This window comes from Pseudomonas sp. xss_2 (assembly GCF_043104195.1).
In the GTDB taxonomy this organism is placed as follows: domain Bacteria; phylum Pseudomonadota; class Gammaproteobacteria; order Pseudomonadales; family Pseudomonadaceae; genus Aquipseudomonas; species Aquipseudomonas urmiensis.
Genome location: NZ_JBICKL010000023.1, coordinates 75,110 through 97,514, shown reverse-complemented (window position 1 = coordinate 97,514; position 22,405 = coordinate 75,110). Strand labels below are relative to the sequence as shown.

The following is a 22,405-nucleotide window of genomic DNA, read 5'->3' as shown; positions in this document are numbered from 1 at the left end:
CTGCCACTCTCCATCGAAGGAATCGGCAATGAACGAACAAACATCGCGCCTCAATCGTGAACGGCGCTTCCTGGTGCTGCTGGGGGTGATCTGTCTCGCCCTGATCGGCGGCGCGCTCTACATGCAGATCGTGCTCGGCGAGGCGCCATGCCCGTTGTGCATCCTGCAGCGCTACGCCTTGCTGCTGATCGCGGTGTTCGCGTTCATCGCAGCGGCCATGCCGGGCAAGCGCAGCCTGACGCTGTTCGAAGGCTTGGTCATGCTCAGCGCCATCGGCGGAATCGTTGCGGCTGGCCGCCATGTGTATATACTCGCCAACCCTGCGGTCAGTTGCGGCATCGATACCCTGCAACCGATCGTCGACGACTTGCCCCTGGCCAAGGTCTGGCCACTGGCGTTCCAGGTCGAGGGTTTCTGCAGCACCCCGTATCCGCCGATCCTGGGTCTGTCGCTGGCGCAATGGGCGCTGGTGGCGTTCATCCTGACCGCCATCCTGGTGCCGCTAGGCATCTATCGCAACCGCCGCGGGGCTTAGACCAAAGTCCCGAATTCGCGCAAGTCTGTTGCACCGCGAGAGAATCACCTGATCTCGCCTCCCAGTTGATCCAGATCAAACACAAAGCCTTGCAGAATGCGGGTTTCAGGCCTACTGGGAGGGGTGCGACAAACTGTCGCGAAGTTGATTTTTTGAGCAGGATTGTTACGCATTCTGTAAAAGACTGTTGCTCAATAAGTCATAGTAAAGGGGGGGCGACCTATCTACAATCGCCCCCAATTTCCGTTCGGCACTGCTTGCAAGTCGCAGGATTGAAGGAAGCCACGGCTCCTTTTTGCTGACTTCGTCAAGTTTCGCCCAACGGCGATACCGGGCGGACACCCCTCCGCGTTTTCCCGCACCAAATGGACTTGGTCTGAAGTACAGGCCGTTTGCCTACGAAACCAAAAGCACCGTAAAGCCCGCTCAACGCCAGGTCCTGCAGTCGGACCCCAGGCAGGAGCGAATTCGAGCCCAAATTGCTAACGCTTGGCAGGACGAAGTGTTGGCGAACAAAACACTATTGCATTGAAGCAAGCTGATCTAGAGGTCGTGAGATGAGTAAAAAGCGTTACCCCAGACTGTTTGGCATATTGCCCTTTTTAGGCATGCTTTTACTCAGTGGGTGCAACTGGACCCTGCTCGACCCGAAGGGCCAGGTCGGCATTGAGCAAAAGAACCTTATCCTGATCGCTACCGGCTTGATGCTGCTGGTGGTCGTGCCGGTCATCATCATGACCCTGGCGTTCGCCTGGAAGTACCGTGCTTCCAACAAGGCAGCCACCTACACCCCCGACTGGTCGCACTCGACCAAGATCGAGCTGGCGATCTGGATCATCCCGGTGATCATCATCTGCGCCCTGGGCTACTTCACCTACCTGTCCACCCACAAGCTGGACCCGTACCGTCCACTGGATTCCGATGTGAAGCCGGTGCAGATCGACGTGGTCGCGCTGGACTGGAAATGGCTGTTCATCTACCCGGAGCAGGGCATTGCCACGGTCAACAAGATCGTCTTCCCAGCTAACACCCCGGTCAACTTCCGCGTCACCTCCGACGCTGTGATGAACTCCTTCTTCATCCCAGGCCTGGGCGGTCAGATCTACGCCATGGCCGGTATGACTACCAAACTGCACCTGATCGCTAACGAGAACGGTGAGTTCGACGGTATCAGCGCCAACTACAGCGGCGCCGGTTTCACAGGTATGAAGTTCAAGGCCACTGCAACCTCCCAAGCTGACTTCGAGAAGTGGGTCGCTGAAGTCAAGCAGTCGCCGAAGAAGCTGGACAAGGCCGAATACGAAGCCTTGGCCAAACCAAGCGAATACAACCCAGTCGCGCTGTACAGCGAGGCTTCGGCTGACCAGTTCCAGATCATCGTCGACAAGTACGAAGGTATGAACCGCGGTCGTCCGAGCCACGAAGAAGAAGGCAGCAAGGATCTGGCCACAACCCAGGGTGTGGAGTCGAGTAAGCAACCAGCTGCCGGGGCAGAGGAGTAAGAGATGTTCGGTAAATTAAGTCTGGAGGCGATCCCGTATCACGAGCCGATAGTCATGGTGACACTTGCCATGATCGCGCTCGGTGGTATCGCTGTAGTAGGTCTGATCACCTACTTCCGCAAGTGGACCTACTTGTGGACCGAGTGGCTGACCACGGTCGACCACAAGAAAATCGGCGTGATGTACATCATCGTCGCCATGATCATGCTGCTGCGTGGCTTTGCCGACGCCATCATGATGCGGACCCAGCTGGCTGCCGCCACCGGTGGCTCCGAAGGCTACCTGCCGCCTGAACACTATGACCAGATCTTCACCGCTCACGGTGTGATCATGATCATCTTCATGGCGATGCCGTTCTTCACTGGTCTGATGAACCTTGCGGTTCCTCTGCAGATCGGTGCACGTGACGTGGCCTTCCCGTTCCTCAACTCCCTGAGCTTCTACCTGCTGCTGGCAGGCGTGCTGCTGGTCAACATCTCCCTGGGTGTTGGTGAGTTCGCCAAGACCGGCTGGGTTGCCTATCCGCCGCTTGCGGGTATTCAGTACAGTCCTGGGGTAGGTGTCGACTACTACATCTGGGCGCTACAGCTATCGGGTCTGGGGACAACGCTGACCGGCGTTAACTTCCTGGTTACCGTGATGAAAATGCGCGCTCCAGGCATGAAGCTGATGGACATGCCGATCTTCACCTGGACCTGCACCTGGGCCAACGTGCTGATCGTAGCTTCGTTCCCGATCCTGACCGCTGCACTCGCTCTGCTGACTGTTGACCGTTATCTGGACTTCCACATTTTCACCAACGAGCTTGGTGGGAACCCGATGATGTACGTCAACCTGTTCTGGGCGTGGGGTCACCCTGAGGTTTACATTCTGATTCTGCCGGCCTTCGGCGTGTTCTCGGAAGTCACCTCGACCTTCGCTGGCAAGCGTCTGTTTGGCCACCACTCGATGATCTACGCATCGGGCGCGATCGCCATCCTCGGCTTTGCCGTTTGGCTGCACCACTTCTTCACCATGGGTGCCGGCGCGAGCGTCAACACCTTCTTCGGCCTGGCGACGATGCTGATCTCCATCCCGACCGGTGTGAAGTTGTTCAACTGGCTGTTCACGATCTACCAGGGCCGTCTGCGCTTCACCGCGCCGATCATGTGGACCCTGGGCTTCATGGTTACCTTCTCGATCGGTGGTATGACTGGCGTTCTGCTGGCTGTTCCAGGTGCTGACTTCGTTCTGCACAACAGCCTGTTCGTAATTGCCCACTTCCACAACGTGATCATCGGTGGTGCGGTCTTCGGCTACATCGCTGGCTTCTCCTTCTGGTTCCCGAAAGCCTTCGGCTTCACCCTGAACGAGAAGTGGGGCAAGGCTGCCTTCTGGTTCTGGATCTCTGGCTTCTACGTTGCGTTCATGCCGCTGTACGCCCTGGGCTTCATGGGCATGACCCGTCGTCTGAACCACTCCGACAACCCGCTGTGGGAACCCTACCTGTACGTTGCCGTCGTCGGCGCCGTGCTGATCCTGTTCGGTATCGCTTGCCAGCTGATCCAGATCTACGTATCGGTTCGCGATCGCAAGCAGAACATGGACGTCACTGGCGACCCATGGGGCGGCCGTACCCTGGAATGGTCGACTTCTTCGCCACCTCCGTTCTACAACTTCGCTCACATGCCTGAGAAAGTTGGTCTGGACGCCTGGCACGAAGCCAAGGAAGCCGGTGTGGCCTACAAGCCTGCGGCCAAGTACGAAGCGATCCACATGCCGAGCAACACCTCTACCGGTTTGTTCATGGGCCTGCTGCTGACCGTCTTCGGCTTCGCCTTCATCTGGCACATCTGGTGGCTGGTAGGCGCGAGCCTGGTAGCAACCATCGCAGTCTTCGTTCGCCACGCTGCACGTGACGACCAGGGCTACATGGTTCCGGCTGAAGAAGTGGCGCGCATCGAAGGCGAGCGCATGAAAGCGCTGGCCCAAGCAGGTGCTCTGCCTGCCGGCGCACGTGTCGAATCGTTTGAACGGGTGTAATCAATGTCCAGTCAAGTAATCCACGGTGACGCTCATGGTCATGACCATGGGCACGACGATCACCACCACGACTCGGGCCAGATGACCGTACTTGGTTTCTGGCTGTACCTGATGACCGACTGCATCCTGTTTGCGTCGCTCTTCGCCACCTACGCGGTGCTGTCCGGCGGTTTCGCCGGCGGCCCGTCGGGTCACGACATCTTCCAGCTCGACTTCGTGCTGGTTGAAACCGCGTTCCTGCTGCTGTCCTCGATCACCTTCGGCTTCGCCATGCTGAAGATGTTCGATGGCAAGAAAGCCGGTGTACTGGGCTGGTTGGCTATCACCTTCCTGTTCGGTGCTGCGTTTATCGCGATGGAAATCTATGAGTTCCATCACCTGATCGCTGAAGGCTACGGCCCGCAGCGCAGTGGCTTCCTGTCGGCGTTCTTCGCGCTGGTCGGTACCCACGGTCTGCACGTGACTGCCGGTCTGATCTGGATGGCGATCATGATGTATCAGATCAACAAGCACGGCATCACGCCGACCGCCAAGACCCGCATGAGCTGCCTGAGCCTGTTCTGGCACTTCCTGGACGTGGTCTGGATCTGCGTGTTCACCGTCGTCTACCTGCTGGGGGTTCTGTAATGGCCAATGCACACGACACTCATCATGAAGGCAACCACGGCAGCGTGAAGTCGTACATGATCGGCTTCGTACTGTCGATCATCCTGACCGCGATTCCGTTCGGCCTGGTGATGTATCCGACCCTGCCGAAGAACCTGACTGTCCTGATCGTGGTGGCCATGGCCGTCATTCAGGTAGTGGTGCACCTGGTTTACTTCCTGCACATGGACCGCTCGAAAGAGCAGCGTTCCAATGTCTCGACGTTCCTGTTCACCGTTCTGGTAATTGCACTGCTGGTCGGCCTGTCGCTGTGGATCATGTTCAGCATCCACTTCGAAATGATGGCCAAGTGAGGTAAGACTGCATGTCCGTGAAGCACTTTATCCAAATCACCAAACCGGGGATCATTTTCGGTAACGTGCTTTCCGTGGCAGGCGGTTTCTTCCTTGCCGCTAAGGGGCATGTGGACTTCGCCCTGTTCCTGGCGGTGGTTGTTGGTACTTCGTTGGTGGTAGCGTCCGGTTGCGTGTTCAACAACTGCATCGACCGCGACATCGACGTGAAGATGGAACGTACCAAGAACCGCGTCATGGTTCAGGGCGGCATGTCGCTGCCCCTCGCGCTGATCTACGCCACTCTCCTGGGGGTGGCCGGCTTCAGCTTGCTGTATGTCCAGGCTAATCCGCTGTCGGCGTTCTGCGCAGCTGTAGGCTTCATCGTCTACGTCGGTTTCTACAGCCTCTGGCTGAAGCGCAAATCGGTGCACGGCACCTTGGTTGGCAGCCTGTCGGGTGCCATGCCTCCGGTGATCGGCTACTGCGCCGTGAGCAACAGCTTCGACCTGGCTGCAGTGACCCTGCTGGTGATGTTCAGCCTGTGGCAGATGCCGCACAGCTTTGCCATCGCGATCTTCCGCTTCAACGATTACGCGGCAGCCAAGATTCCGGTTCTGCCGGTGGCGCGCGGAGTCCTGGCGGCGAAGAAGCAGATCGTGCTGTATGTCCTGGCCTTTGTCCTGGCGACCCTGATGCTCACCCTCGGCGGTTACGCCGGTCTGGGTTATCTGGCCGTAGCGGCTGCCATGGGTCTGTACTGGTTGTACATGGCCTGGGGTGGTTACAAGGCTGAAGACGACAGCAAATGGGCGCGCAAGGTATTTGGTTTCTCCATTCTCACCGTCACCGCCCTGAGCGTGATGATGTCGGTGGATAGCCAGACCGCAGCTGACGTGCTGATGACTTACGCACGCTGATAGTCGCCTGCTACACGAAAAAACCCCGGCCATGTGCCGGGTTTTTTTTTGCCTGTTTTTCCTGTACCGGCCTCTTCGCGGGCAAGCCCGCTCCCACAGGTACAGTGCAAGCTTCAAAGGCTGTGGGAATTCTGTGGGAGCGGGCTTGCCCGCGAAGAGGCCGATACCGCAAATATGGATCTAAAGTTTTCAAAAAATATGCCTGAAAAATATATAAAAAACAGGAAATTATCTTTTGCATTAATAGTGTTTCGGCATTATCTTCTGAATCAGGCCGCCACAGCGGCCAGCGTCGCTCGGACGGTTCCGGGCGCTAACGTCTCTCGAGGAAATCATGGCCGACCAAGGTTCGCCGCGCCGCTTCGCGCGCATCGATCGTCTCCCCCCGTACGTCTTCAACATCACTGCCGAACTGAAGATGGCTGCTCGCCGCCGTGGCGAGGACATCATCGACCTGAGCATGGGTAACCCCGATGGCGCCACGCCGCCGCACATCGTCGAGAAGCTGGTGCAAGTCGCCCAGCGCGAAGACACCCACGGCTATTCCACCTCCCGCGGCATCCCGCGCCTGCGTCGGGCGATTTCGCGTTGGTACCAGGACCGCTACGAGGTCGAGATCGACCCGGAAAGCGAAGCCATCGTCACCATCGGCTCCAAAGAGGGCCTGGCGCACCTGATGCTCGCCACCCTCGATCATGGCGACACGGTACTGGTGCCCAACCCCAGCTACCCGATTCATATCTACGGCGCAGTGATCGCCGGTGCCCAGGTCCGCTCGGTGCCGCTGGTGCCTGGGGTGGATTTCTTCAACGAGCTGGAGCGGGCGATCCGCGAGTCGATCCCCAAGCCGAAGATGATGATCCTGGGCTTCCCGTCCAACCCGACCGCCCAGTGCGTCGAGTTGGATTTCTTCGAGCGCGTGGTCGCTTTGGCCAAACAGTACGATGTGCTGGTGGTGCACGACCTGGCCTACGCCGACATCGTCTATGACGGCTGGAAGGCGCCTTCGATCATGCAGGTGCCGGGGGCCAAGGACATTGCCGTAGAGTTCTTCACCCTGTCCAAAAGCTACAACATGGCAGGCTGGCGCATTGGCTTCATGGTCGGCAACCCTGAGCTGGTCAGTGCCTTGGGGCGGATCAAGAGCTACCACGACTACGGCACCTTCACCCCGCTGCAAGTCGCGGCCATCGCCGCACTGGAAGGCGACCAGCAATGCGTGCGCGACATCGCCGAGCAGTATCGGCAGCGGCGCAACTTGCTGGTCAAGGGGCTGCACGAGCTGGGCTGGATGGTCGAAAACCCCAAGGCCTCGATGTACATCTGGGCGAAGATTCCCGAGGCTTATGCGCACCTGGGCTCGCTCGAGTTCGCCAAGAAGCTGCTGGCTGAAGCCAAGGTCTGCGTGTCGCCGGGCATCGGCTTTGGTGACTACGGCGATGACCATGTGCGCTTCGCCCTGATCGAGAACCAGGACCGTATTCGCCAGGCCATTCGGGGTATCCGCCAGATGTTCCGGGCGGATGGCTTGACCCACAAGTAAGGCTTTACGTCTATCGCGGGGCAAGCCCGCTTCAACGCCAGCTTGAGCCCTGAACTGGTCTGGGATTCAACGCTGATCTGCGTGGGAGCGGGCTTGCCCCGCGATGCATTGGATGCCCCGATCAGCGGCAATGTTTTTTTACTCATCCCCTCTTCTCAGCCGCCTTTGCTTGGATTACAAATGGCGCCGCGGGCCCAGCCCCGATAACAACAATCCTTCCCCCCCCTGGTCATCATGTCCGAATACAACCCTTGCCTTGACTGCGGCGCTTGCTGCGGGTACTTCCGTGTGTCCTTCTTCTGGGGCGAATGCCAGTCTGCTGGCGGAGTCGTGCCCGATGACCTGGTGGTGCAGATCAACCCGACCCGGGTCGCGATGATTGGCACCGACGCCAAACCCTGCCGCTGCATCGGCCTTGAGGGTGAGATTGGCAAACAGGTCGGCTGCACCCTCTACGCTAATCGCTCGACTCCATGCCGGGAGTTCGAAGCGTCCTGGGTCGACGGTGTGCACAACCCTAGCTGCGATGCCGCACGCGCTGCTTATGGCCTGCCACCGCTGGAAGCCAACGAGCCGCATTGGCCTGACGAGGGGGCTGAAGTCGCCTGACGGCTGGAGCGGTAAAGCACACAATCGGCGAACGCAGTAGAACCACCGTTCGTCGGTTGGATCCAACGGCCTCTGGCCTGTACCCCGCGAAACACGTGCTTGAGGCACAAAGTATTAACACCATTTTCTCCGCGTGATTTCCGATTGCCGCGCCGGCAGCGACTACACATTCCCTCAAAGGAAATCAGTAGTCGCCAAGGTCAGGCTATTCGACTCGTCGCGTGTTTTGCTTCCCCCGGCAGCGCAACTTGCCGCACGCATTCAAGGACTGAATGGCCTGATCCACGAAGGAGCTATCCGTGGACAGAAGAGTTGCCAAGCGTTCGCCTGCACGTATTTCACAGTTGTCATTGGCCATCAGCCTGGCAGTGGGGGGCATGGCCTTTGGTTTGAGCAGTGAACAGGCGCTGGCCGCCTGCAGCGCGGCGGGGTCGTTAATCACCTGCAATGGCGCGGCCAACCCACTGGCACCGAGTTATACCAACGGCGGCAGTGGCCTCACGGTCAATGTCAATCCTGGTGCTACCTTAGGCACCCTACTGGGTGTGGGCGGGACGTCATTGTCGCTGGCCGGCAACAACAACACCTTGAACAACTCCGGAACCATCGACCCGACGCTGCTGGGGCTGCTGAGCATCCAGTCTTCCGCCGTGCTGATCGGCAACACCGGCACCTCCAGCACCCTCACCATCAATAACAACGCCAGCGGCGTGATCAAGGGCACCGGCGCCCTGCTGGGCGCGAGCCTGCTGAACCTCACCGGCATGGCGCTGGACGCGCGTAACGGTCCGGCGGGCACCACCACCATCACCAACGCCGGTAGCATCGGCTCCTCGGCGCTGGCCAGCCTCACGATCCTGAGTGAGGACACTCCGGTCATCGCCGTGACCGGCGGCAGCACGGTGAACTTCACCAACACGGGGACCATACTGGGCCGGACAGCCTTCGAGGCCTCGGCGGCGGGCAACACCTTCACCAACGCCGGGACCCTGACCGGCAGCTTGTCGATGGGGGCCAACAGCACCAACCGCTTCAACGCCATCACCGGCTCCAGTGTCGGTGCCGGGCTTGGCGTCAGCGTGGCCTTGTTGGTCAACAGCAACCCCAACCTCGCCTATGCCGCAGCCGGCAAGATCGACGGTGGTGCCGGCGGCACCAACACCCTGGCGCTGCGCAACGCCATCGGAGGTGGTACTGGCACTGCCGGCAGCGGCACCATCAATGCCAGCAACTACATCAACTTCAGCCGGCTGATCGTCGACAGCGGCACCTGGAGCCTGATCGGCCAGGTGCTCAACGGCACCACCCAGACCACCCTCAACGATGGCCTGGTCAACTTCGACAACGCCAGCGCCTTCGGCAGCGGCGCCATTACCGTCAACGGCGGCGGGTTGGCTGGCACCGTCGGTGGCCTGAGCCTGGCCAACAACCTCACCCTCAATGCCGGCCTGAACGTCGGCGGCGCCACCGACATGGCCCTCAATGGCGTGGTCTCGGGTGTCGGCGGACTGACCAAGACCGGCGCGGGCCTGCTCACCCTCGGCGCCACCAACACCTACAGCGGCGGCACCACCCTGGCCGCCGGCGGCCTTAATCTGACCAGTGCAGCGGCCCTCGGCACTGGGGCGCTCACCGTCAGCGGTGCCGGCAGCCTGCAAGGCAGTGTGCCGCTGGTGCTGAATAACGCAGTCGCCCTGAACGCGGCGCTGACCCTGCCCGGGAGTAACGCCCTGACGCTCGGCGGGGTGCTCAGCGGGACCGGCGCGTTGGTCAAGAGTGGTACCGGCAACTTGACGCTGAACGGCGTCAATACCTTCAGCGGCGGCACCACCTTGGCCAGCGGTACACTGACCATCGGCAACGACAGTGCCCTTGGTACCGGTGCCCTGACCCTCACCGGTAACGGTACACTGGACAACACCGCCGCGCTCACCCTGGCCAACGCCGTCAGCCTGGGTGGCAACATCCTCACGCTGCCCGGCAGCAACGCCCTGACCCTGAACGGCGTGATCAGCGGCACCGGCGGCCTGACCAAGAACGGCAGCGCCGACCTCACCCTCAACGGCGTCAACACCTACAGCGGCACCACCACCCTGGGCGGCGGCAAGCTCACCGTCGGCAACAGCGCCGCGCTGGGCACCGGTGGCCTGACCCTGGCCGGCAGTGTCAGCCTGGATGCCAGCAGCGCAGTCAGCCTGGGCAACGCGATCAACCTGGGGGCCAACACCCTCAACCTGCTGGGCACCAGCGCCACCACCCTGGGTGGCGTCATCAGCGGTAGCGGTAACCTGATCAAGAATGGCGCCGGCGACCTGGCCCTCAATGGCAACAACACCTTCAGCGGTGGCCTGACGCTCAACACCGGCAAGCTCACCGTAGGCCACAGCAATGCGCTGGGCGGCGGTGCCCTGAGCCTGGGCGGCAACGCCAGCCTCGACGCCAGCACCGCAGTCAATCTGGGCAACGCGGTCAACCTCGGCGCCAACACCCTCAACCTGCTAGGCACCAGCGCCACCACCCTGGGCGGTGTCATCAGCGGTTCCGGCGCGCTGGTCAAGAATGGCAGCGCCGGCCTGACCCTCAACGGCAGCAACACCTACAGCGGCGGCACCACCCTCAATGGTGGCGTGCTGAGCGTGGGCAACAACAATGCCCTGGGCACCGGCGCGCTGACCCTGGGCGGCAATGCCAGCCTCGATGCCGGCGTGGCGGTCAACCTGGGCAACGCGGTCAACCTCGGCGCCAACACCCTGACCCTGCCGGGCACCAGCGCCACCACCCTGGGCGGGGTGATCAGCGGCACCGGGGCACTGGTCAAGAACGGCAGCACCAACCTGACCCTGGGTGGCAGCAACACCTTCAGCGGCGGGCTGACCCTCAATGCCGGCACCCTGACCCTGGCCAGCGCGGCCGCGTTGGGGACCGGCGCGTTGAGCGTTGGCGGTGCGTCGACCCTGGCCAACAGCACGGCGTTCACGCTGAACAACGGCGTCAACCTCGGCGCCAACCTGACCCTGGCCGGTGCCAACAACCTGGTCCTGGCCGGTAACCTCAGCGGTACCGGCGGGCTGATCAAGAACGGCAGCGCCAGCCTGACCCTGGCGGGCAACAACACCCAGAGCGGCAGCACCACCCTCAACGCCGGCACCCTGGTGCTGGGCAGCGCCACCGCGCTGGGTACCGGGGCGCTCAACGCGGCGGCCGGCACCACCCTCGACACCAGCATCGCCGGGTTGAACATCGGCAACGCCGTGAACCTGGCCGGCAACCTCACCCTCGCCGGCAACAACGACCTTACCCTGGGCGGCGTGATTGCCGGAGTCGGCGGCCTGATCAAGAACGGCAGCACCACGCTGACCCTCACTGGCTCCAATACCCAGGTCGGCGCCACCAACCTCAACGCTGGCACCATCGTGGTCGGCAGCAACACCGCACTGGGCAGTGGCGCGCTCAATGCCGCCGCGGGCACCAGCCTGGACGCCAGCAGTGCGGTCAACCTCGGCAACGCTGTCAACCTGGCCGGCGCCCTGACCATCGGCGGCACCGCCAACCTCGATCTGGGTGGCCTGGTCAGCGGGGCGGGCAGCCTGGTCAAGAACGGCAGCGCGACCCTGACCCTGTCCGGCCCCAACGCCTACCTGGGTGGCACCACCCTCAACGCCGGTGGCCTAGTACTGGGCAACGGCGCCGCGCTGGGCGTGGGCAAGCTCACCGTGGCGGGCGCAGGCAGCCTGGACAGCACGGCGGCGCTAAGCATCGGCAACGCCGTCACTCTCGATGCCGACCTCACCCTGGCCGGCAGCAACAACCTGAGCCTCAACGGCGTGATCGACGGCACCGGCCGGCTGATCAAGAACGGCAGCACCACACTCACCCTCGGTGGCCTCAACAGCTACGCCGGCGGCACCCTGCTCAATGCCGGCGGCCTGGTGCTTGGCAACGGCAGTGCGCTTGGCACGGGTACCCTTACCGTGGGCGGTGCCGCGAGCCTGGACAACAGCAGCGCCATCAGCCTGGGCAACAACGTCGCGCTCGACGCCAACCTCACCCTCGGCGGCAGCAACGCGCTGACCCTGGGCGGTGTGCTCAGTGGGGCAGGGCAACTGGTCAAGAACGGCGCCGCCACCCTGACCGTAAACGGCGTCAACACCTACGCCGGTGGCACCACCCTAAATGCCGGTGGTGTGGTCGTCGGCAACGGCGGCGCCCTGGGCAGCGGCGCCCTCAACGTGACCGGTGCCGCCAGCCTCGACAACAGCGCCGTGCTGACCCTGGCCAACGATATCGGTCTGGGTGCCAACCTCACCCTCGGCGGCAGCAACGACCTCACCTTGAGCGGGGCCATCAGCGGTACCGGCGGCCTGATCAAGAACGGCCTGGCCGACCTGACCCTCACCGGCAACAACACCTTCAGCGGTGCCATCGACCTGCTCGGCGGCAGCCTTACCACTGTGGGCGCTGGCGCGTTGGGCAGTGCCTCGTCGCTCAATGTCGGTGCCGGCGCCAGCCTCAACCTGGGCACCAGCGCCGGGGTAGGCGGCCTCAGCGGTGCGGGTACGGTGAACGTGGCCGGTGGCGGCAACCTGACCGTGGGTGGCAACAACCAGAACAACGTCTTCAGCGGCGTGCTGGCAGGTGCTGGCGGGCTGGTGAAAAACGGCACCGGCAGCCAGGAACTGTCGGGCGTGAACGTGCTGGCCGGCAACACCACGGTCAATGCCGGCCTACTCAATGTCACCGGCTCGCTGGCCAGCACCAGTGTGCAGGTCAACAGCGGCGCCAGCATTGGCGGCACCGGCAGCCTGCTGGGCGCGGTCGACATCGCCAACGGCGCGCACCTGCTGGCCAACAGTGGCTCAACCCTCAGTACCGGCGCGCTGACCCTGCACAGCGGCTCGATTCTCGACTTCGGCCTCGGCTCGCCGGCCACCGGCGGCACCGCACTGGTCAACGTCAACGGCAACCTGACCCTGGACGGCACCCTCAACGTCACCGATATTGGCGGCTTCGGCACCGGTATCTACCGCCTGTTCGACTACACCGGCGCCCTGGTCGACAACGGTGTGGAGCTCGGCAGCATCCCGGGCAGCGTGCTGCCGGGCGACTTGCAGGTGCAAACTTCGATCGGCAGCCAGATCAACCTGCTGGTTGGCGGCGCCAGCGGCACCGTGCAGTTCTGGGATGGCGCCCAGAGTGTGCCCAACGGCGTGATCGACGGCGGCACCGGCACCTGGAATGGCAGCAATACTAACTGGACCGATGTCAACGGCGTGCTCAATGGCAGCTGGGCCGGCGACTTCGCGGTGTTCCAGGGCACGGCGGGCGATGTCACCGTGGTCGGCACCCAGGCCGCCACCGGCCTGCAATTCGTCACCAACGGCTACCGCCTGATCGGTGCCGGTGGCCTGGACCTGGTCAATGGCAGCAACGGTGCCTTCACCGTGCGGGTCGACCCAGGCGCCACCGCGACGCTGAACGTCGGTCTCTCCGGCAGCGGCCAACTGGCCAAGCTCGACAGCGGTACCCTGGTGCTCAACGGTGGCAACAGCTATACCGGCGGCACCGTGCTCAGCGGTGGCAGCATCATCGTAGGCAACAACACGGCCTTCGGCACGGGGGCGGTCAGCGCTGCCGCCGGCACCAGCCTGGACAGCAACACAGCGGTTACCTTGGGCAATGCCTTTGCCTTGGGCGGCGCCTTGACCATCGGTGGCAGCGCCGACCTGGGACTGGCTGGCGTGGTTTCGGGTACCGGCAGCGTGATCAAGGCCGGGGGCGCCAACCTGACCCTGGGCAACGCCAACACCTACAGCGGTGGTACCAGCCTGGGATCCGGCACCCTGACCCTGGGCAATGACCAGGCGCTGGGAACGGGCGGCCTGGCCGTCACTGGCGCCGCCAGCCTGAACTCCAGCAGCAACCTGGCACTGGGCAATACCGTCGCCTTGAACGGCAACCTCACCTTGCTGGGCAGCAACGACCTCACCCTCAACGGTGCGATCAGTGGCACCGGCGGGTTGGTCAAGAACGGTGCAGGTACGCTCACCCTCAACGGCAGCAACAGCCAGCAGGGCGCCACCAGCCTGAACGGCGGCACCCTCGTGGTCGGCAGCAACACCGCGCTGGGCACTGGTGCTTTGAACGCAGTCGGCGGCACCACTTTGAGCAGCAACGCCAACGTCACCTTGGCCAACCAGATCAACCTGGGTGGCAATTTGACCGTGGCCGGGGCGCAGAACCTGACCCTGGGTGGCAATATCAACGGCGTCGGCGGCCTGACCAAGACCGGCAGCGGCATCCTGACCTTGAACGGTACCAACGGCAACCTGGGCAACACCAACCTCAATGCCGGCACCCTGGTGCTCGGCAACTCCAACGCCCTCGGCCTGGGCCAGCTCAACGCGGCTGCCGGCACCGCGCTGGACAGCTCTACGGCGGTCAACATCGGCAACACCGTCAACCTGGCCGGCAACCTCATCATCGCTGGCAGCAACGACCTGGGCCTGGGCGGTCTCGTCACTGGCGCCGGCAGCCTGACCAAGAATGGTGCCGGCAACCTCACCCTCAGTGGCGCCAACAGCCTGAGCGGTGGCGTGACCCTCAATGACGGCACCCTCACCCTGGGCAACAACCAGGCCCTGGGCACTGGCACCCTGACCGTCGGTGGCGCCAGCAACCTGCTCAGCACAGGTGCACTGACCCTGGCCAACCAGCTAGCGTTGAACGCCAACCTGAGCTTGCCAGGCAGCAACAACCTGGTGCTCAACGGCGTGATCAGCGGCGCCGCTGGCTTGAACAAGACCGGCAGTGGCAACCTGACCCTCGCTGCCGCCAACACCTACCAAGGCACCACCACCCTCGCTGCCGGCACGCTCACCTTGGGCAACAACACCGCCCTGGGCCAGGGCAGCTTGTCGGTGACCGGCAACAGCACCCTGGCCAGCAATGGTGTGCTGCAAGTAGCCAATGCGATCGGGCTGGGCAGCGGCAACACCCTGGCTGTCAACAACACCCAGACGCTGACGTTAGCAGGTGTGATCAGTGGCGGCGGCGCTTTGAACAAGCTCGGCGCGGGGCAACTGCTGCTCACAGGCAATAACAACTACAGCGGCGGTACCACAGTGCGCGCTGGCAGCCTGCTCCTAGGCAACAACAACGCCTTGGGTAGCGGCGCGTTGACCGTGGACGGTGCCGCGACCCTGGACAGCACACAGGCCCTAACCCTGGCCAACGCAGTCAATCTCACTGACGGTTTCCTGACCTTGGCGGGTAATCAGGCCCTGACCCTCAATGGCGTCATTGCTGGCAGCGATGGGCTGATCAAGAACGGTACGGCGACGCTGACCCTCAACGGCAACAACACTTATAGTGGCGGTACCACGCTCAACGGCGGCGCCCTGGTAGTCGGCAGCAACACTGCGCTGGGCAGCGGCGACCTCACCACCGGCGCCAACACCAGTCTCGATGCCAACGGCGCTGGCATCACCCTGGCCAACGACGTTCACCTGGGCGGCACCCTCAACCTGCCGGGCAGCGCTGATCTGACCCTCACCGGCGTAGTGGATGGCGTCGGCGGCCTGAACAAGGCTGGCACCAGCACCCTGACTCTCAATGGTGCCAACAACTATCTGGGCGGTACCACCCTCGGTGCTGGCCGGTTGGTGGTGGGTAACGACAGCGCGTTGGGGCAGGGCGCCCTGACCGTTGCCGGGGTCTCGACCCTGAGCAGCGGCACCAGCACCACCTTGGCCAACAACGTCACCCTCAACGCCGGACTGACTGTCGATGGCAGCAACGATCTGACGCTCAACGGGGTTGTCAACGGCACCGCTGGGCTGACCAAGAACGGCAGCGGCAACCTGACCCTCAATGGCAACAACGGCTACCAGGGCGGCACCCAGCTCAACGCCGGCCGCCTGACCCTGGGCAGCAGCGGCGCCTTGGGCACCGGCAGCCTGGCGGTCACCGCCGACGCCACGCTGGCCAACAGCGCGCCCATGGCCCTGGGTAACCTCATCGACCTGAGCAACGGCGCCAACCTGACCTTTGCCGCCGACAACGCGCTGATCCTCAGCGGTGACCTGAGCGGCACCGGCAACCTGGTCAAGAGCGGTGTCGACGACCTCACCCTGGTCGGCACCAAGACCTTCACTGGCAACGTCGACATCCAGGCTGGCTCGCTCACCACCCTTGGCAGCGGCGTGCTGGCCAACGTCGATACCCTCAACGTCGGCGCCAGCGGTCAACTCAACCTCAACGGCGATGCCAGCCTCGGCAGCCTGACCGGCAGTGGCCAGGTCGATGTCGGTATCGGCAGTACCCTAAGCCTGGGCAGCAACAACCTCGATGCTACCTTCGCGGGCGGCCTCAACGGCCTGGGTGGGGTGGCCAAGCTCGGCACTGGCACCCTGACCCTGACCGGCAACAGCAACCTGGCCGACAACACCCAGGTTAACGCCGGTACCCTCAAGATCGACGGCAGCCTGGCCAGCAACCTGCTGACCGTCGCCAGCGGCGCCACCCTGACCGGTAGCGGCAGTGCCAACGCCACGGTGGTCATCAACAATGGCGGCCATCTGGCAGGGCAGAGCGGCAGTACCCTGGGCCTTGGCAGCCTGGTACTCAACAGCGGCTCGATCGTCGATGTCGGCCTCGGTTCGCCCTCTACTGGCAACACCGCGCTGTTCAATGTCGGCGGCAACCTCACCCTGGACGGCACGCTCAACGTCAGCAACATCGGCGGCTTCGGCAACGGCGTGTATCGCATCTTCGACTACACCGGCGGGCTCACCGACAACGGCCTGGACTTCGGCAGCCTGCCGCAGGGCGTGGGCCTGGGCGATGTGACCCTGCAAACCGCTCTGGCCAACCAGGTCAACTTGCTGGTGAGCGCCGCTGGCCTGAACATCCAATTCTGGGATGGCAGCCAAAGCGTGGCCAATGGCCAAGTCGATGGTGGCGCAGGTGTGTGGAATGCTGGCAACACCAACTGGACCGATCTCAACGGCCTGAGCAACACCAACTGGGGCAACACCTTCGCGGTGTTCCAGGGCACGGCGGGCGATGTCACCGTCAATGGCAGTCAGACCGTCAACGGCATGCAGTTCGTCAGCAACGGCTATCGCCTGCTGGCCGGCACTGGCGGTGCACTCAACCTGATCAACGGCAGCAGCGGCGACACCTCAGTGCGGGTCGATCCTGGCGTCACCGCGACCCTCGACCTGCCACTCAATGGCAGCGGCACGCTGAACAAGCTCGACAGCGGCATCCTGGTGCTCAACGGCAACAACAGCTACAGCGGCGGCACCACCTTGAGTGGCGGCACTATTGTGGTTGGTAGCAACACAGCCCTGGGCAGTGGAGCACTGGCTGCAAACGCCGGCACCACCCTGGACAACAACAAGACCGTGACCCTGGCCAACGACATCAGCGTGGCCGGCCCGCTGAACCTCAGCGTCAGCAACAACCTTGCCCTGGATGGCGACATCAGCGGCAACGGAGGCTTGGTCAAGTTCGGCACCAGCACCCTGCGTCTGGGCGGCAACAACAGCTACCTGGGCGACACGGCGCTCAATGCCGGGCAACTGCTGCTGGGGTCCAACACTGCCCTGGGCAGTGGCGCACTGAACGCCGCAGGTGGTACGCAACTGGACAGCAGCCAGGCCGTCATCCTCGGCAACAACGTCAACCTCGCCGGTGAGCTGCAGGTGCTCGGCAGCAATGACCTGACCCTCACTGGCATCGTCGCCGGTAGCGGCAGCCTGCTCAAGTCGGGCACCGCCCGCCTGACGCTGCTCGGCGCCAACACCTACAGCGGCGGTACCGAGCTGCAGGATGGCACCTTGGTCCTGGGCAACAACAGTGCCCTGGGTAGCGGCAGCCTCAACGTCACCGGCAGCGCCGCGTTGGATACCAATAGCCCGGTCACCATTGCCAACGCGCTGAACGTTATGGGGACAGTCGACGTGCTGGGCAGCAGCGACCTGCACCTTGCTGGGGTGCTCGGCGGCAATGGCGTGCTCAATAAAAACGGCCTGGCCGACCTGACCCTGAGCGGCAACAACACCTTCAGCGGTATTCTCAACATCCTCTCGGGCAGCCTCAGCACCCTCGGCACCACCGCCCTCGGCACCCAGAGCGAGCTCAACGTCAGCAGTGGCGCGACCCTCAACCTGGATGGCAACACCACCCTGGGCGATATCGGCGGCAACGGTGTCATCGACATCGCCGCTGGCAACAGCCTGAGCGTGACTGGCGGGATCTTCGACGGGGCTATCAGCGGTGCCGGTACCCTCGCCAAGATCAGCGCCGGCACCCTGGCGCTCAACGGCGTCAGCAGCCTGACTGGCGTCACCAACGTCAACGGCGGCACCCTGACTGTCGATGGCAGCCTGGCCAGCGCCAACGTGGCGGTCAACAACGGCGCCACCCTGGGCGGCAGCGGTACTCTGAGCGGCGCAGTGGCCTTGGCGGATGGCGCCAGCCTGGCGGTCAACAGCGGCTCGACCTTGAGCGTCGGCGCGTTGAACATGGGGGCCAACTCGATCCTCGATGCAGGCCTCGGCGCGCCACTGGGCGGCGCGGCGCTGATCGACGTCGCTGGCAACCTGACCCTCGACGGCACCCTCGATATCACTGACCTGGGCGGCTTCGGCTCCGGTGTCTACAGCCTCATCGACTATGGTGGAACCCTGCAGAACAACGGCCTGACCATTGGCACTACGCCGGTTCCAGCGAGCGATGTGACCGTGCAGACCAGCGTCGCCAACGAGGTCAACCTGGTGGTCGGTGGTAGCAGCAACCTGCTGTTCTGGGACGGTAGCCAGACAGTCGCCAACGGCCAGATCGACGGCGGCAGCGGAACGTGGGACAGCACCACGACTAACTGGACCGACGCCAACGCCACCGTCAACAGCACCTGGAACAACACCTTCGCCATCTTCCAGGGCGCAGCGGGCACCGTTACCGTCAATGGCAGCCAGTCGATCAGCGGCCTGCAGTTCGTCACTGACGGCTATGTGCTCGATGCTGGCACCGCGGGTGAGCTGATCGCCGCCAACGGGGGCAGCGGCCAGACCAACGTGCGCGTCGATAGCGGCGTCAGCGCCACCCTCAACGTCGCCATCAACGGCACCGGCAAGCTGGCCAAGCTCGACACTGGCACCCTGGTACTCAACGCAGCCAACGGCTACAGCGGCGGTACCGCACTCAATGGCGGCACCTTGGTGGTCGGTAACGATAGCGCCCTGGGCAGTGGCACCCTGACCGCCGCCGCAGGCACCACCTTGGACAGCAACAAGGCCGTCACCCTGGCCAACACCAGCGTACTCAACGGTGCTCTGGCCATCGCCGGCAGCAACGCGCTAACCCTCAACGGGGCGATCAGCGGCGCCGGTGGCCTGATCAAGAACGGCGCCGGCCAGCTCACCCTGGGTGGCAGCAACAGCTACACCGGCGGCACCCAGATCAACGCCGGCAGCGTGGTCGGCAACAGCAGCAGCCTGCAAGGTGCGATCCTCAACAACGCTGCCCTGACCTTCGAGCAGAACGCCAATGGCAGCTACACCGGCAACCTCACCGGCAGCGGTACGCTGACCAAGAACGGCACTGGCGAACTGCTGCTGACCGGCACCAACGGCCTGACCGGCAACACCCAGGTCAATAGCGGCAGCCTCTTGGTCAACGGTCGCCTCGACAGCGCCAACGTGGTGGTTGCAGGCGGCGCCAACCTGGGGGGCAGCGGTACCCTGGCGGGCGCGGTGCAGGTACAAGACGGCGCCTCGCTCAGCGCTGGCGCCGGCAGCACCGCGCTGTCGGTCGGCAGCCTCGCGCTGTCTTCGGGTAGCGCATTGAACTTCGACCTTGGCGCACCAACGGCGTCCACCACGGCGGTCAAGGTGGCGGGCGACCTGACCCTGGACGGCACCCTCAACATCACCGATGCCGGTGGCTTCGGCACCGGTGTCTATCAACTGTTCGGCTACGGCGGCACGTTGACCAACAACGGCCTGGTATTCGGCGCCATCCCCGGCACCGTGGCCCTGGCTGACCTGACCCTGCAGACCGCGATCGCCAACCAGATCAACCTGGTAGTGGGTGGCGACGATGGCTCGCTGTTGTTCTGGAATGGCAGCAAGACCAGCGCCGATGGCACCATCAGCGGTGGCAGCGGCACCTGGGGTAGCGGCACTAACTGGACCAACGCCGCCGGTACCAGCAGCGACACCTGGGCTGATCAGTTCGCTGTGTTCGGTGGCCAGGCGGGCACTGTCACGGTGGTCGGCAACCAAGGCTTCACTGGCCTGCAGTTCCTCACCGATGGCTACCAAGTGGTGTCTGGCACGGGTGGTAGCCTGACCCCGGTCAACGGCGCCGATGGCAGCCTGGCCGCAGTGCGGGTCAACGCTGGCGCCACCACCCTGATCAGCGCTGCACTGACCGGTAGCGGCGGCATCGAGAAGCTCGATTCCGGCACCTTGGTGCTGGCGGGCGCCAACACCTACAGCGGTGGCACCACAGTCAGTGGCGGTACCCTGGTGGGTAACACCAGCAGCCTGCAAGGCGACATCCTCAACAACGCCAGCCTGGTCTTCCAGCAGGCGGCCAACGGCACCTACGCAGGCGCTCTCAGCGGCACCGGCACCACCACCAAGACTGGCGCTGGCACCTTGTTGCTGACGGGCGACAACCCGTTCAGCGGCGCCTTCAACGTCAACCAGGGCGTGCTGCAGGTCGGCAACGCCGCCAACCCCAATGCCAGCCTCGATGCGCAAGTTACCGTGGGCAGCGGCGCCGGCCTGACCGGTAACGGCACCCTCGCCAGCCTGACCAACCACGGTACCGTGCTGCCGGGCAGCGATGGCAACCTGAGCGTCACTGGTGATTTCACCAACGCCGCCGACGGCACCTTGGTAGTGGCCCTCGACCAGCCAACCGTGAGTGCCTTGAACGTCGGCGGTACCGCCAACCTGGGGGGTAGCCTGCAAGTCACCAGCCTGGCTGACGGTAACGGTCAGTACACGGTGGTCACTGCTGACGACGGCGTGGAGGGCACCTTCGCCACCACCAACCTGAGCAACAGCGCGTTCATCGACAGCGATATCGATTATGGCGACAACGACGTCACCATTACTGTCAGCCGTAACGACAACGATTTCGCCGACGTCGCAGCCACTCGCAACCAGCACGCGGTGGCCAGTGCCCTGGACTCCACGGCGGCACCAACGGCGCTGCAGAACACCCTCCTGACCATGGATCAGCAACAGGCCCGCGCAGCCTTCGACAGCCTCTCCGGCGAGATCCACGCCAGTACCGCCACGGTGCTGATCGAGGATTCGCGCTACATCCGCGAGGCCGTCAACGACCGCATGCGTCAGGCCGACTGCACTGCGCAGAACGACCCACGGCGCACCCTGGCGCCGACCGCCAACCAGCAAATGAGCAGCGAGGGTTGCCAAGGTCAGGCCGTGGGTTGGATGCGCGCCCTCGGTGGCTGGGGTGATTACGATGGCAATAGCAATCACGCTAGTGTCGACCGCGAACTGTCGGGCTTCATTCTCGGTGTTGACCGCGCGCTGGATGACCAGTGGAAAGTCGGTGTCGCCGCCGGCTACACCCGCACCAGCATCGACGCCAGCCGGCGCAACTCGGATGCTTCGGTCGACAGCTACCACCTGGCAACCTACCTCAACTACCAACTCGACGCCTTCGCCGCGCGCTTGGGTGCCGGTTACAGCTGGCATGACATCGACACCAAGCGTGATGTCCAGGTGGGCGCCTACGACGACCGTCTGAAGTCCAGTTACAAGGCGCGCAGTGCCCAGGTGTTTGGTGAAGTGGGCTACGCCTTCGATGTCGGCGGTGTCGCCCTGGAGCCATTCGCAGGCCTGGCATACGTCAATTACGACAGCGACACCGGGCGCGAGAAAGGTGGGGTAGGGCGGCTTGAAGCCAGTGTCGATCAGGACGTGACCTTCTCCACCGTTGGCGTGCGTGCGGGTAAACGCATCACCCTCGACAACGGCAGTGAGGTCACCCCACGGCTGTCGGTGGGCTGGCGGCACGCCTTCGGCGACACCAAGCCGGATGCCGACATGAACTTCGTTCAGGGCGGTGCGGGCTTTAGCGTCGAAGGGGTGCCGATTGCCCGCGATGCTGCGGTGGTCGAAGCTGGGATCGACTACTCGGTCGGCCAGAGCGGCAAGCTTGGCTTGGGTTACTCCGGGCAGCTCTCCAGCGAGAACCGCGACCATGGTGTGGTGCTGAGTTTCAGCATGGGCTTCTGATTGTTTTGCTGCACTGGCCTCGGGGCCGCTCTGCGGCCCTTCGCGGGCAAG

At 63.5% G+C, this 22,405-nt stretch carries 9 protein-coding genes; all 9 read left to right on the top strand.

All coding sequences use genetic code 11. The features are described from left to right. Positions 1-28: 28 nt before the first annotated feature. The 9 genes from ACF8K2_RS03390 to ACF8K2_RS03350 all read left to right on the top strand — a co-directional run bounded on the left by ACF8K2_RS03390 (position 29) and on the right by ACF8K2_RS03350 (position 22,354). On the top strand, positions 29-535 hold the full coding sequence (locus ACF8K2_RS03390) for a disulfide bond formation protein B (protein WP_186554124.1): 507 nt from the start codon (positions 29-31) through the stop codon (positions 533-535). Between the two features lie 557 nt (positions 536-1,092). Next, a complete protein-coding gene (gene cyoA / locus ACF8K2_RS03385; RefSeq protein WP_186554123.1) occupies positions 1,093-2,037 on the top strand; it encodes a ubiquinol oxidase subunit II in 945 nt (314 codons plus the stop codon). Between the two features lie 3 nt (positions 2,038-2,040). Then, the gene (cyoB, locus tag ACF8K2_RS03380) at positions 2,041-4,059 is read left to right on the top strand and encodes a cytochrome o ubiquinol oxidase subunit I (protein ID WP_186554122.1); all 2,019 of its coding nucleotides are present in this window, start codon (positions 2,041-2,043) and stop codon (positions 4,057-4,059) included. 3 nt (positions 4,060-4,062) lie between these two features. Continuing rightward, on the top strand, positions 4,063-4,686 hold the full coding sequence (gene cyoC / locus ACF8K2_RS03375; RefSeq protein WP_186554121.1) for a cytochrome o ubiquinol oxidase subunit III: 624 nt from the start codon (positions 4,063-4,065) through the stop codon (positions 4,684-4,686). Beyond that, the gene (gene cyoD / locus ACF8K2_RS03370) at positions 4,686-5,018 is read left to right on the top strand and encodes a cytochrome o ubiquinol oxidase subunit IV (protein WP_186554120.1); all 333 of its coding nucleotides are present in this window, start codon (positions 4,686-4,688) and stop codon (positions 5,016-5,018) included. Before cyoC ends, cyoD begins: the two co-directional genes overlap by 1 nt. Before the next feature lie 11 nt (positions 5,019-5,029). Beyond that, positions 5,030-5,917 (top strand): heme o synthase, encoded by an 888-nt coding sequence (gene cyoE / locus ACF8K2_RS03365; RefSeq protein ID WP_312152488.1) that lies wholly within the window; start codon positions 5,030-5,032, stop codon positions 5,915-5,917. Between the two features lie 334 nt (positions 5,918-6,251). Next, a complete protein-coding gene (gene alaC / locus ACF8K2_RS03360) occupies positions 6,252-7,460 on the top strand; it encodes an alanine transaminase (RefSeq protein ID WP_392463441.1) in 1,209 nt (402 codons plus the stop codon). A gap of 234 nt (positions 7,461-7,694) precedes the next feature. Continuing rightward, positions 7,695-8,069 (top strand): YkgJ family cysteine cluster protein, encoded by a 375-nt coding sequence (locus tag ACF8K2_RS03355; RefSeq protein WP_186554117.1) that lies wholly within the window; start codon positions 7,695-7,697, stop codon positions 8,067-8,069. A 299-nt stretch (positions 8,070-8,368) separates the two neighbouring features. Then, entirely contained in the window at positions 8,369-22,354 is a 13,986-nt protein-coding gene (locus tag ACF8K2_RS03350) for an autotransporter-associated beta strand repeat-containing protein (RefSeq protein ID WP_392463438.1), read from the top strand. Positions 22,355-22,405: the final 51 nt, after the last annotated feature.